11 protein-coding genes are annotated in these 14,443 nt (G+C 59.6%); 5 read left to right on the forward strand and 6 right to left on the reverse strand.

Features of this window, described 5'->3' with window-relative positions; all coding sequences use genetic code 11:
- The first annotated feature begins 9 nt into the window (after positions 1-9).
- Together pta and ABVN21_RS19365 are read left to right on the forward strand one after the other, a co-directional pair.
- Positions 10-2,109 carry a phosphate acetyltransferase gene (pta, locus tag ABVN21_RS19360; protein WP_339553340.1) on the forward strand — a complete coding sequence of 700 codons (2,100 nt, stop codon included), beginning with the start codon at positions 10-12 and terminating at the stop codon, positions 2,107-2,109.
- On the forward strand, positions 2,110-3,012 hold the full coding sequence (locus ABVN21_RS19365; protein ID WP_339553339.1) for an acyltransferase: 903 nt from the start codon (positions 2,110-2,112) through the stop codon (positions 3,010-3,012). It abuts the gene before it with no gap.
- A 98-nt stretch (positions 3,013-3,110) separates the two neighbouring features.
- Here ABVN21_RS19365 and cysN read toward each other — a convergent pair whose 3' ends face one another.
- From cysN to ABVN21_RS19380, 3 genes are all read right to left on the reverse strand, one after another.
- Positions 3,111-5,009 (reverse strand): sulfate adenylyltransferase subunit CysN, encoded by a 1,899-nt coding sequence (gene cysN / locus ABVN21_RS19370; RefSeq protein ID WP_339553338.1) that lies wholly within the window; start codon positions 5,007-5,009, stop codon positions 3,111-3,113.
- Positions 5,010-5,018: 9 nt separating this feature from the next.
- The gene (cysD, locus tag ABVN21_RS19375; RefSeq protein WP_339553337.1) at positions 5,019-5,936 is read right to left on the reverse strand and encodes a sulfate adenylyltransferase subunit CysD; all 918 of its coding nucleotides are present in this window, start codon (positions 5,934-5,936) and stop codon (positions 5,019-5,021) included.
- A gap of 251 nt (positions 5,937-6,187) precedes the next feature.
- The gene (locus ABVN21_RS19380; RefSeq protein WP_339553336.1) at positions 6,188-6,946 is read right to left on the reverse strand and encodes a Nif3-like dinuclear metal center hexameric protein; all 759 of its coding nucleotides are present in this window, start codon (positions 6,944-6,946) and stop codon (positions 6,188-6,190) included.
- 102 nt (positions 6,947-7,048) lie between these two features.
- Between ABVN21_RS19380 and algW the strand changes: the two genes are divergently transcribed.
- From algW to ABVN21_RS19395, 3 genes are all read left to right on the forward strand, one after another.
- On the forward strand, positions 7,049-8,209 hold the full coding sequence (gene algW / locus ABVN21_RS19385) for a Do family serine endopeptidase AlgW (protein WP_339553335.1): 1,161 nt from the start codon (positions 7,049-7,051) through the stop codon (positions 8,207-8,209).
- Between the two features lie 87 nt (positions 8,210-8,296).
- Positions 8,297-10,402, forward strand: coding sequence for a TonB-dependent siderophore receptor (locus ABVN21_RS19390; RefSeq protein WP_339553334.1), 2,106 nt, complete (start codon positions 8,297-8,299; stop codon positions 10,400-10,402).
- A gap of 12 nt (positions 10,403-10,414) precedes the next feature.
- On the forward strand, positions 10,415-11,134 hold the full coding sequence (locus ABVN21_RS19395; RefSeq protein ID WP_339553333.1) for a DUF4198 domain-containing protein: 720 nt from the start codon (positions 10,415-10,417) through the stop codon (positions 11,132-11,134).
- A 121-nt stretch (positions 11,135-11,255) separates the two neighbouring features.
- Here ABVN21_RS19395 and hisC read toward each other — a convergent pair whose 3' ends face one another.
- The 3 genes from hisC to hisG all read right to left on the reverse strand — a co-directional run bounded on the left by hisC (position 11,256) and on the right by hisG (position 14,397).
- Positions 11,256-12,308, reverse strand: a complete 1,053-nt coding sequence (gene hisC, locus ABVN21_RS19400) for a histidinol-phosphate transaminase (RefSeq protein WP_339553332.1) — start codon at positions 12,306-12,308, stop codon at positions 11,256-11,258.
- Positions 12,309-12,310: 2 nt separating this feature from the next.
- Complete coding sequence (gene hisD / locus ABVN21_RS19405; protein WP_339553331.1) at positions 12,311-13,636, reverse strand: histidinol dehydrogenase; 1,326 nt, start codon at positions 13,634-13,636, stop codon at positions 12,311-12,313.
- Between the two features lie 125 nt (positions 13,637-13,761).
- Positions 13,762-14,397: an ATP phosphoribosyltransferase gene (hisG, locus tag ABVN21_RS19410; RefSeq protein ID WP_008018703.1), complete on the reverse strand. Its 636-nt coding sequence runs from the start codon at positions 14,395-14,397 to the stop codon at positions 13,762-13,764.
- Between the last annotated feature and the right edge of the window lie 46 nt (positions 14,398-14,443).

The raw sequence follows: 14,443 nt of genomic DNA on the forward strand, positions 1-14,443 counted from the left end.
AGAATTCGCATGCAAACTTTTTTTATCGCACCCACCGATTTTGGAGTGGGTCTGACCTCTATCAGCCTCGGGCTGGTGCGCACCCTTGAGCGCGCCGGTCTGAAAGTCGGCTTTTTCAAACCGATTGCCCAGCCACACCCGGGCGACACCGGCCCGGAGCGCTCCACCGAACTGGTGGCCCGTACCCACGGCCTGAAACCGCCGCAGCCGCTGGGCCTGGCCCATGTCGAGCGCATGCTTGGCGATGGTCAGCTGGACGAACTGCTCGAAGAAATCATCACCCTCTATCAGCAGGCCGCCATCGGCAAGGACGTGCTGATCGTCGAAGGCATGGTGCCGACCCGCAGCGCCAGCTATGCCGCACGGGTCAACCTGCATTTGGCCAAAAGTCTCGATGCCGAGGTGATTCTGGTGTCGGCGCCGGAAAACGAAGTGCTGACCGAGCTCTCCGGTCGCGTCGAGTTGCAGGCGCAATTGTTTGGCGGCCCGAAAGACCCGAAAGTCCTCGGCGTGATCCTGAACAAGGTCAAGACCGACGAAAGCATGGAAGACTTCGCCGCGCGCCTGAAGGAGCATTCGCCGCTGTTGCGCAGTGGCGATTTCCGCCTGCTCGGCTGCATTCCGTTCCAGCCTGAACTGAACGCCCCGCGCACCCGAGACGTCGCCGATCTGATGGGCGCCCAGGTGCTCAACGCCGGCGACTACGAAACCCGGCGCATGACCAAAATCATCATTTGCGCGCGCACCATGCGCAACACCGTGGAACTGCTCAAGCCCGGCGTGCTGGTGGTGACACCCGGTGACCGCGACGACATCATCCTCGCCGTCAGCCTCGCCGCCATGAACGGCGTGCCGCTGGCCGGCCTGCTGCTGACCAGCGACACCCTGCCCGACCCGCGCATCATGGACCTCTGCCGTGGCGCTTTGCAGGCCGGCCTGCCGGTGTTGTCGGTGAGCACCGGTTCCTACGACACCGCCAACCAGTTGAACGGCCTGAACAAGGAAATCCCGATCGACGACCGCGAGCGCGCGGAAATCATCACCGATTTCGTCGCCAGCCACCTCGATGCCAACTGGCTGCACCAGCGCTGTGGCACGCCACGGGAAATGCGCCTGTCGCCGGCGGTGTTCCGCTATCAATTGATTCAGCGTGCGCAGAACGCCAACAAACGTATCGTCCTGCCCGAGGGCAGCGAACCGTTGACCGTGCAAGCGGCGGCGATCTGTCAGGCTCGCGGCATCGCTCGTTGCGTATTGCTGGCGAAACCGGCGGACGTCGAAGCCGTAGCCCGCGCCCAAGGCATCGAGTTGCCACCAGGCCTGGAAATCCTCGACCCGGACCTGATCCGCGAGCGTTACGTCGAGCCAATGGTCGCCCTGCGCAAAAGCAAAAGCCTCAATGCGCCGATGGCCGAGCAGCAACTGGAAGACACCGTGGTGATCGGCACCATGATGCTGGCGCTGGATGAAGTCGATGGACTGGTATCGGGTGTGATTCACTCCACCGCCAACACCATTCGCCCGGCCCTTCAACTGATTAAAACCGCGCCGGGTTGCACACTGGTGTCCTCGGTGTTCTTCATGCTGTTTCCAGAGGAAGTGCTGGTTTACGGCGACTGCGTGATGAACCCGCACCCGAGCGCCAGCGAGCTGGCCGAAATTGCACTGCAAAGTGCGGATTCGGCAGCCGCATTCGGCATCACCCCGCGCGTGGCGATGATCAGCTACTCCAGCGGTGAATCGGCCAGTGGCGAAGAAGTCGAAAAGGTCCGTGAAGCCACCCTGCTGGCCCACGAACAACAGCACTCGCTGCTGATCGACGGCCCGTTGCAGTACGACGCCGCTGCCAACGAAACCGTTGCCCGGCAACTGGCGCCGAACAGCCAGGTAGCAGGTCGCGCCACGGTATTCGTGTTCCCCGACCTCAACACCGGCAACACCACGCATAAAGCCGTGCAGCGCAGCGCCGACTGCGTCAGCCTCGGCCCGATGCTGCAAGGCCTGCGCAAACCGGTGAACGATTTGCCACGCGGCGCGCAAGTCGATGACATCGTCTACACCATCGCGTTGACCGCGATCCAGGCAGCCAACCGACCTATGGATGTTTAAATGCTGGATTTTCTACCTGCCGCCGTACGCGGTGTGATTGCATCGCTTTTGCTGGCCCTGAACACAATTTTGCTCTGCTCGTTTCTGTTCTGCGTGGCGATTCTCAAAGTGTTGCCGTTCGCCCTCACTCAACGCTTCACACTTTGGCTGATGAACCATATCCATGAAGCCTGGATCAGTAACAACAAAGGCTGGATGAACTTGGTCAGGCGCACCCGTTGGCACATCAGCGGTCTGCAAGGTCTCGACTACAAGCATTCGTACCTGATCACCAGCAACCACCAGAGCTGGGTCGACATTCTGGTGCTGCAATACGTGCTCAACCGCCGTATCCAGCCGCTGAAGTTCTTCCTCAAGCAAGAGCTGATCTGGGTGCCGGTGATTGGTCTGGCGTGGTGGACGCTGGGGTTTCCGTTCATGAAGCGTTACTCCAAGGCCTATCTGGAAAAACACCCGGAAAAGAAAGGTAAAGACCTGGAAACCACCCGCAAGACTTGCGCGAAGTTTCGCAATAACCCGGTGGGGATTTTCAATTTTGTCGAGGGCACGCGCTTCACTGAGGGCAAACATGCCCAACAGAAATCACCGTTTAAATATCTGCTCAAACCCAAGGCCGGCGGCATTGCCTTTGTGCTGGACGCCATGGGTGAGCAACTGGAATCCATCGTCAACGTGACCATCCACTACCCGGGCGGACGTCCCGGTTTCTGGGACTTGCTGTGCGGGAATGTGGCAGATGTGGTGGTGCATTTTGAAGAACTGAAGATACCGCCGCAGTTCATTGGCAAGAATTACGACCAGGATGGTGAGTATCGCCTGCAATTTCAGGGCTGGATCAACCAGTTGTGGGAAGACAAGGATGCGTTGTTGGGACAGATGCATCGGGAGTATCCAGCAAAGTAATCAGGTGTCTGTTATGGCCTCATCGCTGGCAATCTCGAGGCAATAAAAAACCCGCCGGATGATCACTCATCGGCGGGTTTTTCATTAATGGCTAAGCCTTAGATCGCGCCACGCTTACGCAGCAGATCCAGCACTTGCTTGACGCCTTCTTCCAGCGACACGGACTGAGTGTCGATAACCAGATCGGCATCCAGCGGCACGTCATACGGGAAGGACTCGCCCGGGATGTTATCCCCGGCGGCCGCGTACAGGCCTTGTGGATCACGTTCGGCACAGACCGTTGGCGAGGCCTGGACGTAGACCGTCAACAGACGCTCCTTGCCGATCAGCTCCTTCGCCTGCTCACGACCTTCAGAACTCGGTGCAACGAATGCCGCCAAGGTCAGCAGACCGGCTTCGTTGAACTGACGCGCCACGTGCGCGGCACGACGCCAGTTCTCGGTACGCCCGGCGCGATCCTGTGGCAGACCTTTGTTCAGGTCATGACGCAGGTTCTGGCCATCCAGTACAAACACCGCGCGGCCCAAGTCGAACAACTTGCGTTCAACTGCATACGCCAGGGTGCTTTTACCGGCGCCCGACAAACCACTGAACAACACGGTGGCCGGTTGCTGGCCGAAGCGCTGAGCGCGTTCTTCGGTGGCAACGTGAGCCAGTTTGCCGTGATGCGTGCTGGTGCCGTGCGCCAGTGGTTGCGCGACGATCATGCCCGCGCCAACAGTGCCGTTGGTCAAGCGGTCGATGATGATGAAGGCGCCGGTGGTGCGGTTGCTGTCGTAACCGTCGAGGGCAATCGGCGCGTCGAGCGCGATCTTGACCTTGCCGATTTCGTTCAGCTGCAGCGCGCTGGCAGGGCCTTCCTCAAGGGTGTTCACGTCGACCTTGTTGACGATGCTGGCGATAGAGCCCGGCACGTAACTGGTGGCGCGTTTGATGTCGTACTTCTTGCCCGGCAACATCGGCTCTTCAGCCATCCACACCAGCATCGCTTCGAAGCTGTCGGTCACTGGCGGCACGTTGTCGGCGTGAACCAACAGGTCGCCACGGGAGATGTCGATCTCGTCTTCCATGGTCAGCGTTACCGCTTGGCCAGGACCGGCGTGCTCCAACTCACCTTCAAAAGTGACGATGGATTTCACGCGGCTGCTCTTGCCCGACGGCAGAACCACGACTTCGTCGCCCTTCTTGACGATGCCGCTGGCCAGGGTGCCGGCGAAACCACGGAAGTTCAGGTTTGGACGATTGACGTACTGCACCGGGAAACGCAAGTCGGTGAAGTTGCGGTCGCCCGCCACTTCCACGGTCTCGAGAATTTCCATCAGCGACTGGCCGGTGTACCACGGCGAACGCTCGGACTTGTTCACCACGTTGTCGCCCTTCAGCGCCGACATCGGCACGAAGTGCATGCTGGTCGGCTTGAGCTTCAGGCCTTCAGCGAACTTCAGGTAGTCGGCCTTGATCGACTCGAACACACCCTGATCGAAGTCCTTGAGGTCCATCTTGTTGATGGCGACGACGATGTGCTTGATGCCCAGCAACGAGGCAATGAAGCTGTGGCGACGGGTCTGGGTCTGTACGCCGTAGCGGGCGTCGACCAGGATAATCGCCAGGTCACAGGTAGAGGCACCTGTGGCCATGTTGCGGGTGTACTGCTCATGGCCCGGGGTGTCGGCGATGATGAATTTGCGTTTGGCGGTGGAGAAATAGCGGTACGCGACATCGATGGTGATGCCTTGTTCACGCTCGGCCTGCAGGCCGTCGACCAGCAACGCCAGGTCGATGTCTTCGCCGGTGGTGCCGACTTTTTTCGAGTCGCGGGTGATCGCTTCCAGGTGATCTTCGTAGATCATCTTGGAGTCGTGCAGCAGGCGCCCGATCAGGGTGCTCTTGCCGTCGTCGACGTTACCGCAGGTCAAAAAGCGCAGCAGTTCTTTACGTTCGTGCTGGCCCAGGTAGGCGAGGATGTCCTCGCTGATCAAATCAGATGCGTGCGACATAACAACCCCTTAGAAATAACCCTGACGTTTTTTGTCTTCCATGGAGCCGGCGCCATCGTGGTCGATGACACGGCCCTGGCGCTCGGAAGTTCGCGTCAGGAGCATTTCCTGAATGATGTCCGTTAGGCTTTCGGCCTCGGACTCCACCGCGCCCGTCAACGGGTAGCAGCCAAGGGTACGGAAACGCACTTTCTTTTTGACGATACGGGCTTTGTCTTCATCGCTCAGGTGTTCGAGGATGCGCTCGTCGTCGATCATGATCAGCGTGCCGTTCTTCTCGATGACTTCACGCTCGGCGGCGAAATACAGCGGGACGATCGGGATGCCTTCAAGGTAGATGTACTGCCAGATGTCCAGCTCGGTCCAGTTCGACAGCGGGAATACGCGGATGGATTCGCCCTTGTTGACCTTGCCGTTGTAGACGTTCCACAGCTCAGGGCGCTGGTTTTTTGGGTCCCAGCGGTGCTTGCTGTCGCGGAACGAGTACACGCGCTCTTTGGCGCGCGATTTCTCTTCGTCGCGGCGGGCACCACCGAAAGCGGCGTCGAAACCATGCTTGTCGAGTGCCTGCTTCAGGCCCTCGGTCTTCATGATGTCGGTGTGCTTGGCGCTGCCGTGGGTGAACGGGTTGATGTTCTGCGCCACGCCGTCCGGGTTGATATGGGTGATCAAGTCCAGGCCCAGTTCGGCGACCATCTTGTCGCGGAACTTGTACATCTCCTGGAATTTCCAGCGAGTGTCGACGTGCATCACCGGGAACGGCAGCTTGCCGGGGAAAAAGGCCTTGCGTGCCAGGTGCAGCATCACGGCGGAGTCTTTACCGATGGAGTACAGCATCACCGGGTTGTCGAACTCGGCGGCCACCTCGCGGATGATGTGGATGCTTTCCGCCTCCAGCTGTTTCAGATGCGTCAGTTTGTCGACCATGGCTACTCACGAAATCTTTCTTATGAACGGCCAGCGGGCCGTGTTCGAGCGGGGAATCCTAGCACAGCGACCTCTTCTAATGAGGACACCAACTAGATCGAAAGAGCATATGAATATGCCCGTCCGTTTGGGCCTCCGCGCCTCTGTAGGAGCTGGCTTGCCAGCGATGGGGCCTTCGAATACCGCCGCAATCAAAGGGACGCCATCGCCAGCAAGCCGGCTCCTGCAAAAGCGCTTGGACCTTCTGTGCTTTAAATCGGATTCGGGCAATCGATAAAGATGTGCTCCAGCGCAAAACGCCGTGCCAGGTAATCGCCCAGTGCCTGAACACCATAGCGTTCGGTGGCGTGGTGACCGGCGGCGATGAAGCTGATGTCGTTTTCACGGGCGCTGTGGAAGGTTTGCTCGGACGCTTCGCCGCTGAGGTACAGATCGACGCCCGCCAGCACTGCCTGATCGATGTAGCCCTGACCGCCTCCGGTGCACCAGCCGACGCGGCGAATCATCGCGCTGCCTTCAATCAGCAAGGGCTCGCGGCCCATGACTTCCTGCACGCGCCGGGCGAAATCACGGGGTGTCACCGGTTCGTTCAACGAGCCGACAAGACCGACGACCTTCAGATTGTCGGGGTCCAGCGGACCTTCAACGGTGATGTCCAGCTGACGCGCCAGTTGCACGTTGTTGCCGACGTCCGGATGCAAATCCAGCGGCAGGTGATAAGACAGCAAGCTGATGTCATGCTTGAGCAAGGTCTTCAACCGCCGCTGTTTCATGCCGGTGATGCACGGGTTTTCGCCCTTCCAGAAGTACCCGTGATGCACCAGTACCAAATCGGCATTGGCTTCCACCGCCGCATCAAGCAAAGCCTGGCTGGCGGTGACGCCACTGACGATGCGCATTACTTGCGGCCGCCCTTCGACTTGCAAGCCGTTGGGGCAGTAATCGGCTATTTTCGAGCTGTTGAGGTAACGGTCGGCTTCTTCGACGAGTGTGCTCAGGGCGACGGCCATAAAAGACTCCTAAATATCCCGTTCAGAGGCGCGCGCGCCTCGTATAATGCGCGACATTATGGGCGGTCTCATACCGCCTGCAACCCTCTCAGGACGTGCTTAATGCTCAAGGCGCTGCGTTTTTCCGGCTGGCCGCTGTTGGCCGGCGTGCTTGTCGCTCTGTTGATAATCCAGCGTTACCCGCAGTGGGTCGGGCTTCCAAGCCTCGACGTCAATCTGCAGCAAGCCCCGCAAACCACCACCATGCAGCAAGGTCCGGTGTCCTATTCCGACGCAGTGACCACCGCCGCGCCGTCCGTGGTGAACCTGTACACCACCAAAGTCATCAACAAACCGAGCCATCCGCTGTTTGAAGATCCGCAATTTCGGCGTTTCTTCGGCGATAACTCGCCCAAGCAGAAGCGCATGGAATCGAGCCTCGGTTCCGGCGTGATCATGAGCCCGGAAGGCTACATCCTGACCAACAATCACGTAACCAGCGGCGCCGACCAGATTGTCGTCGCGCTCAAGGACGGACGTGAAACCCTGGCCCGGGTCATTGGCAGCGACCCGGAAACCGATCTCGCGGTGCTGAAGATCGATCTGAAAAACCTGCCGTCGATCACTGTCGGCCGTTCCGACAATATCCGCATCGGCGACGTGGCCCTGGCCATCGGCAACCCGTTCGGCGTCGGCCAGACCGTGACCATGGGCATCATCAGCGCCACCGGGCGCAATCAGCTGGGCCTGAACAACTACGAAGACTTCATCCAGACCGACGCCGCGATCAACCCCGGCAACTCCGGCGGTGCGCTGGTGGACGCCAACGGCAACCTGACCGGCATCAACACGGCGATCTTCTCCAAATCCGGCGGCTCCCAAGGCATCGGTTTCGCGATTCCGGTGAAACTGGCGATGGAAGTGATGAAGTCGATCATCGAGCACGGCCAGGTGATTCGTGGCTGGCTCGGCATTGAAGTCCAGCCGTTGACCCAGGAACTGGCGGAATCGTTTGGTCTGTCCGGACGTCCAGGCATCGTCGTCGCGGGGATTTTCCGTGACGGCCCGGCACAGAAGGCTGGTTTGCAGCTGGGCGACGTGATTTTGTCCATCGATGGCGAGCCGGCTGGCGACGGCCGCCGCTCGATGAACCAGGTCGCACGAATCAAGCCGACCGACAAGATCACCATTCAGGTGATGCGCAACGGCAAGGAACTCAAGCTCAGCGCGGAAATCGGTTTGCGTCCGCCGCCGGCGCCGGTGAAGGAAAAAGACGAGAATTAAGACAAACCCGATCATTTCGAGCCAATAGAAGACATTCTCATTAGGCATGTTATATTGTTTCAATTCTAGCAATTGGAACAACATAACATGTCGTCTCGAAAAAAGGTCTTTGTGGCAAGTCTTGCCCTCGGACTGTTGGGCGAATCAGCGCTTGCCGAAGAATCCCAAGCTCTGGAACTGGACGCCATCAGCGTCACATCCGACTATGAATCCCCCATCGGCCCAGTCAACGGCTACCGCGCCACCCGTTCCGCCAGCGCGACCAAGACAGACACCGCCATTCGCGACATCCCGCAATCGATCAGCGTGATTCCCGTCAGCGTGCTCAACGATCTGGGCAGTACCAGCGTCGAGCGCGCACTGGATTTTGCCGGCGGCGTTTCGAAGCAGAACAACTTCGGCGGCCTGACGCTTTACGAATACAGCGTGCGCGGTTTCACCACGTCGGAGTTTTACAAGGACGGCTTCAGCGCCAACCGTGGCTACCCGAGCACGCCGGATGTGGCGAACATCGAGCGAATCGAAGTGCTCAAAGGCCCCGCCGCCAGCCTTTATGGCCGGGGTGATCCTGGTGGCACGGTGAACATCGTCACCAAGAAACCTCAACCTGAAGACTTCGCGACCTTGCAAACCAGCGCGGGCAGCTGGGATCGCTACCGCACCGCACTGGACGTCAACACGCCACTGGATGACCAAGGCAACGTGCTGTCACGGGTCAACCTGGCCGTCGAGGACAATCACAGCTTCCGCGATCATGTCGACAGCCAGCGCGTGTTCGTAGCCCCCTCCTTCAGCTGGCAACTGAACCCTGACACCAACCTTTTAGTGGAGAGCGAGTTCGTTCGCCACAGTTCGACGTTCGACCGCGGCATCGTCGCACCGAACAACACCTGGAGCGGCGTCTCCCGTTCGACCTTCCTCGGCGAACCCAACGACGGCAATATCGACAACCACAACACCCTGCTGCAAGCCGCGCTTGAACATCAGCTCAACGACACCTGGAAACTGCGCCTGGCCAGCCATTACAAGGAAGGCAAACTCTGGGGATTTGCGTCGGAGTCGCGACCACTGAATGCCGATGGTCACACCGTCAACCGCCGTTACCGCGAGCGCGACAATGATTGGCATGACAGCATTACCCAACTCGAACTGCGTGGTTTTTTCGACATTGGCACCTGGCAGCACGAATTGCTGGTCGGCAGCGAATACGAGCATTACCGCAAGAACGAACGGGTCACGACGATTGCCGGCATCCCGTATGCGATCGACATCTATCACCCCGTGTACGGCCAGCCGAAACCCGATGGCGCACGCTCCGGCACGGACTTCTTCGAGCACGTCGATAGTCATGCACTGAACCTGCAGGACCAGATCATCTTCACCGACACACTGCGCGGCATGCTCGGTGCGCGCTTCGAACACTTCGAGCAACGCATCGACGATCACACCCGTGACGCCACCAGTCGCCAGCGCCAAGACGCCCTGACCCAACGGGCCGGCTTGCTTTATCAACTGACGCCCGAAGTCGGTCTGTTCGCCAATGCCTCGACCTCGTTCAAGCCAAACAATGGCTTGGATGCGGCGGGCAAATCCTTCGACCCGGAAGAAGGCGTCGGCTACGAAATCGGGATCAAGAGCAAACTGTTCGACGAACGCTTGAGCAGCACCCTCGCCGCTTTCCATATCGAAAAGGAAAATGTTCTCGCCCTCGACCCGGCTACCGACACCAGCCGCGCCATGGGCAAGGCGCGCAGTCAGGGTTTCGATCTGCAAGTCGCCGGGCAAATTACCGACGCTGTTCGGGTGATCGGCGCCTTCGCCTACATAGACGCTGAAGTCACTCAGGGCGACAAGGTCATTCCCACTGGCAGCCGCATGCTCGGCGTGGCCAAACGCAGTGGCAGCCTGTTGGGTGTTTATGAATTTCAGGACGGCCAACTGCGCGGCTCGGACGTAGGCGCTGCATTCACCTACGTCGGTGATCGCTCGGGTGAAGCCGGAAGCGACTTTGAGTTAGCCGCGTACCACACCGTCGACCTGCTCGCCCATTACAAGGCCAGTGACAACATCACCGTGGGCCTGAACCTGAACAACCTTTTCGACGAGAAATACTTCGAGCGCTCCTACAGCAACTACTGGGTCAACCCCGGCGAGCCGCGCAATTTCACCGTCAGCCTGACACTCACTCTGTAAAAGGACGTCCCCATGCACACTCGAAAACCCCTGGCCCTGCTTGGCTTGCTGTTGGCCACGGAGGTCTCGGCCCATGGCCTGTGGACCGAGCAACGACGCGGCAACATCGAAGTCATTTACGGCCACGGTGCCGAAGACAATGCCTTCAAGGCGCAGAAAATCAGCGGAGCCTGGGCTTATGACGCCAATGGCAAAATGATCCCGGTCACGGTTCAGCGTCTGGCCGATCACGCGCGCCTGCAACCGTTGAAGCCACCGGCGGTGCTCGCGGTAGCCCTGGACAACGGCATGTGGTCGCAGACCTCCGACAAGAAGTGGATCAACGAAGGACGCAGCAAAGTGCCAGGGGCGATCGAGGCGACCCAGACTTTCAAATACAGCCTGGCGATTTATCAGCCGGGCGCGAAGCTGCCCAAGCTTGATCAAATCAAATTGCTGATTCTGCCTGAGGTCGATCCGCTGACCGTAGGGCCGGGCGAATCACTGCCAGTCCAGGTGCTGCTGGATGGAAAACCGGCGGCGGGCGTGAAGTTGGTGGGCGACTATCGGAATGCGCCGAATACCTTGAGCACCGAAACCGATGCCAATGGCCGGGCAAAAGTGCTGGTGCGCAATGAAGGGTTGAATGTGATTTCGGCGCAGGTGGAAGTGCCGGTGAAAGACAACGTTGACGTGAACAGTCGCGGGCTGTTCAGCTCGCTGACGTTCCTGGGCGAACCGCATCACGAGTAAGCCACACCACAAAACACTGTAGGAGCGAGCCTGCTCGCGATGAGGTCATAACATTCAACATTGATGTTGAATGCCAGATCGCCATCGCCAGTAAGCCGGCTCCTACAGGTTCAGTGATGGTTTAGAGATCGCCGAGACCATCAATCAACGCCTGATTCTGCTCTGGCGTGCCGATGGAGATCCGCAGGAATTGGGCGATCCGCTCCTGTTTGAAGTGCCGAACGATCACGCCTTGCTCACGCAACTTCGCGGCGAGCCCGGCCGCATCGTGTTTGGGGTGACGGGCGAAAATGAAGTTCGCCGCCGACGGCAACACTTCAAAACCCTTCTCCTCCAGCTGCGCAACAACCTTCTCGCGACTCTGGATGACCAACCGGCAAGTCTTGTCGAAATACTCGCGATCCTCGAACGCCGCCGCCGCGCCGACATTAGCCATGCGATCCAGCGGATAGGAGTTGAAGCTGTTCTTGATCCGCTCCAGCGCCTCAATCAGGTCCGGATGGCCGACGGCCAGACCAACCCGCAGACCCGCCAATGAACGGGACTTGGACAAGGTCTGGGTCACCAGCAGGTTCGGATAACGGTCGACCAAACTAATCGCCGTTTCACCGCCGAAGTCGATGTAAGCCTCGTCCACCACGACCACTGAATCCGGGCTCGCCTTGAGGATTTGCTCGACAGCTTCAAGCGCCAGCAGGCAACCGGTCGGCGCGTTCGGATTCGGGAAAATGATCCCGCCGTTCGGCTTGGCGTAGTCCGCCGGGTTGATCCGGAACTGTTCGTCCAGCGGCACCGCATCGAACTTGATGCCGTACAGACCGCAGTAAACCGGATAGAAGCTGTAGCTGATATCCGGGAACAGTAGCGGCTGATCGTGCTGCAGCAAACCATGGAAAATGTGCGCCAACACTTCATCGGAACCGTTGCCGAGGAACACCTGATTGGCCTGCACGCCGTAATACTGGGCGACGGCGTTCTTCAGCAGATCGCTGTTCGGGTCCGGGTATAAGCGCAGGTTGTCGTTCAGCTCGGTCTGCATCGCGGCCAAAGCTTTCGGCGATGGACCGTACGGGTTTTCGTTGGTGTTGAGCTTCACCAGTTTTGCCAGTTTCGGCTGCTCGCCCGGCACATACGGCACCAGGTTCTTGACGAACGGGCTCCAGAATTTACTCATGCTCAGTTCCCCTGCTTATCATCAAGAATGCGGTATTCGGCGCTGCGGGCGTGGGCAGTCAGTGACTCGCCGCGGGCCAGCACAGAAGCGGTCTTGCCCAGTTCGGACGCACCCTGCTCGGAGCAGAAAATGATCGACGAGCGTTTCTGGAAGTCGTACACGCCCAGCGGCGAGGAGAACCGCGCGGTGCCGGAGGTTGGCAACACGTGGTTCGGACCTGCGCAATAATCGCCCAGGGCTTCGGAGGTGTGGCGGCCCATGAAGATCGCACCGGCGTGGCGGATCTGCGGCAGCCAGGCTTGCGGATCGGCGACCGACAGCTCCAGGTGCTCCGGCGCAATGCGGTTGGCCACTTCCATGGCTTGCTCCATATCGCGCACCTTGATCAACGCGCCACGGCCATTGATCGACGTTTCGATGATTTCGGCACGCTCCATGGTCGGCATCAGTTTGGCGATACTGGCGGCGACCTGGTCGAGGAATTCGGCATCCGGGCTGACCAGAATCGCTTGGGCGTCTTCGTCGTGCTCGGCCTGGGAGAACAGGTCCATGGCGATCCAGTCCGGATCAGTCTTGCCGTCACACACCACGAGGATCTCGGACGGACCGGCGATCATGTCGATGCCGACCTGGCCAAATACGTGGCGCTTGGCAGTGGCGACATAGATGTTGCCAGGCCCGACCACTTTATCGACTTTCGGCACGCTTTCGGTGCCGTAAGCCAGTGCCGCAACGGCCTGCGCGCCGCCAATGGTGAACACGCGGTCGACGCCGGCGATGCAGGCTGCGGCCAGTACCAGTTCGTTGATTTCACCGCGCGGGGTTGGCACGACCATGACCACTTCAGTCACGCCAGCGACTTTGGCCGGGATCGCATTCATCAACACCGACGACGGATACGATGCCTTGCCGCCCGGTACATACAGCCCGGCGCGGTCCAGCGGCGTGACTTTCTGGCCCAACACGGTGCCGTCGGCCTCGGTGTAGCTCCAGGAGTCCTGCTTCTGTTTTTCGTGGTAGCTGCGCACACGGGTGGCGGCGACTTCCAGCGCTTCGCGCTGGGCCACGGTAATGCGTGTCAGCGCCAGTTCCAGGCGTTCGCGCGGCAGGATCAGGTCGGCCATGGACTTCACGTCCAGGCCATCGAACTGGCGGGTGAAGTCCACCAGCGCCGCGTCGCCACGCTCACGCACAGCCTTGATGATGTCCAGCACGCGCTGATTGACCGAGTCGTCAGAGACACTTTCCCAGCTCAGCAGATGATCCAGATGATGCGCAAAATCCGGGTCAGCAGCGTTGAGTCGGCGAATTGCAGTCGGTGCGGTCATAGCGAGAGCCTCATAGGATTGGCAAAAAACTCAGGCGCCCGAAGCTAACATTCGATCCGCTTGGGCACCTGAGAATTCTGGCTATGAGGCGGATAGACGGCGCGCCTTGCGGTCGCGCAGGTGAATCAGCCGCGGTGTCGAGACTCCACTGCCTTGCGCAGGGTGTCGATCAACGCCTGGATACGGGCGTGCTGCATTTTCATCGAAGCCTTGTTGACGATCAGCCGGGAACTGATGGCCGCAATGAAATCCTGTGGCTCCAGGCCGTTGGCCCGCAGCGTGTTGCCGGTGTCGACCACGTCGATGATCTTGTCGGCCAGGCCGATCAACGGCGCCAGCTCCATCGAGCCGTATAGCTTGATGATGTCGACCTGACGGCCTTGTTCGGCGTAGTAGCGCTTGGCAACGTTGACGAACTTGGTGGCGATGCGCAGGCGGCCCTTGGGCTCGACCGCACCGACCTTGCCGGCAGTCATCAACTTGCACTGGGCAATTTGCAGGTCCAGCGGCTCGTACAAGCCCTGGCCGCCGTATTCCATCAACACGTCTTTACCTGCGACACCAAGGTCGGCGGCACCATGCTCAACGTAAGTCGGCACGTCGGTGGCACGCACGATCAACAGGCGTACATCTTCCTGGGTCGTGGGGATGATCAGCTTGCGGCTCTTGTCCGGATTCTCGGTCGGCACGATGCCCGCTTCAGCCAGAAGCGGCAGGGTGTCGTCAAGGATGCGGCCCTTGGACAGTGCGATGGTCAACATGGGAAACGTCAGTCCTTATCAAGGTACTCATGCCCGGTCGCAAACG

The organism is Pseudomonas sp. MYb327 (assembly GCF_040438925.1).
Lineage (GTDB): Bacteria > Pseudomonadota > Gammaproteobacteria > Pseudomonadales > Pseudomonadaceae > Aquipseudomonas.

Bases quoted from the DNA above. Each gene is read 5' to 3' on its own strand.
- pta (WP_339553340.1), top strand. From the start codon at position 10: ATGCAAACTTTTTTTATCGCACCCACCGATTTTGGAGTGGGTCTGACC.
- ABVN21_RS19365 (WP_339553339.1), top strand. From the start codon at position 2,110: ATGCTGGATTTTCTACCTGCCGCCGTACGCGGTGTGATTGCATCGCTT.
- cysN (WP_339553338.1), bottom strand. From the start codon at position 5,009: ATGTCGCACGCATCTGATTTGATCAGCGAGGACATCCTCGCCTACCTG.
- cysD (WP_339553337.1), bottom strand. From the start codon at position 5,936: ATGGTCGACAAACTGACGCATCTGAAACAGCTGGAGGCGGAAAGCATC.
- ABVN21_RS19380 (WP_339553336.1), bottom strand. From the start codon at position 6,946: ATGGCCGTCGCCCTGAGCACACTCGTCGAAGAAGCCGACCGTTACCTC.
- algW (WP_339553335.1), top strand. From the start codon at position 7,049: ATGCTCAAGGCGCTGCGTTTTTCCGGCTGGCCGCTGTTGGCCGGCGTG.
- ABVN21_RS19390 (WP_339553334.1), top strand. From the start codon at position 8,297: ATGTCGTCTCGAAAAAAGGTCTTTGTGGCAAGTCTTGCCCTCGGACTG.
- ABVN21_RS19395 (WP_339553333.1), top strand. From the start codon at position 10,415: ATGCACACTCGAAAACCCCTGGCCCTGCTTGGCTTGCTGTTGGCCACG.
- hisC (WP_339553332.1), bottom strand. From the start codon at position 12,308: ATGAGTAAATTCTGGAGCCCGTTCGTCAAGAACCTGGTGCCGTATGTG.
- hisD (WP_339553331.1), bottom strand. From the start codon at position 13,636: ATGACCGCACCGACTGCAATTCGCCGACTCAACGCTGCTGACCCGGAT.
- hisG (WP_008018703.1), bottom strand. From the start codon at position 14,397: ATGTTGACCATCGCACTGTCCAAGGGCCGCATCCTTGACGACACCCTG.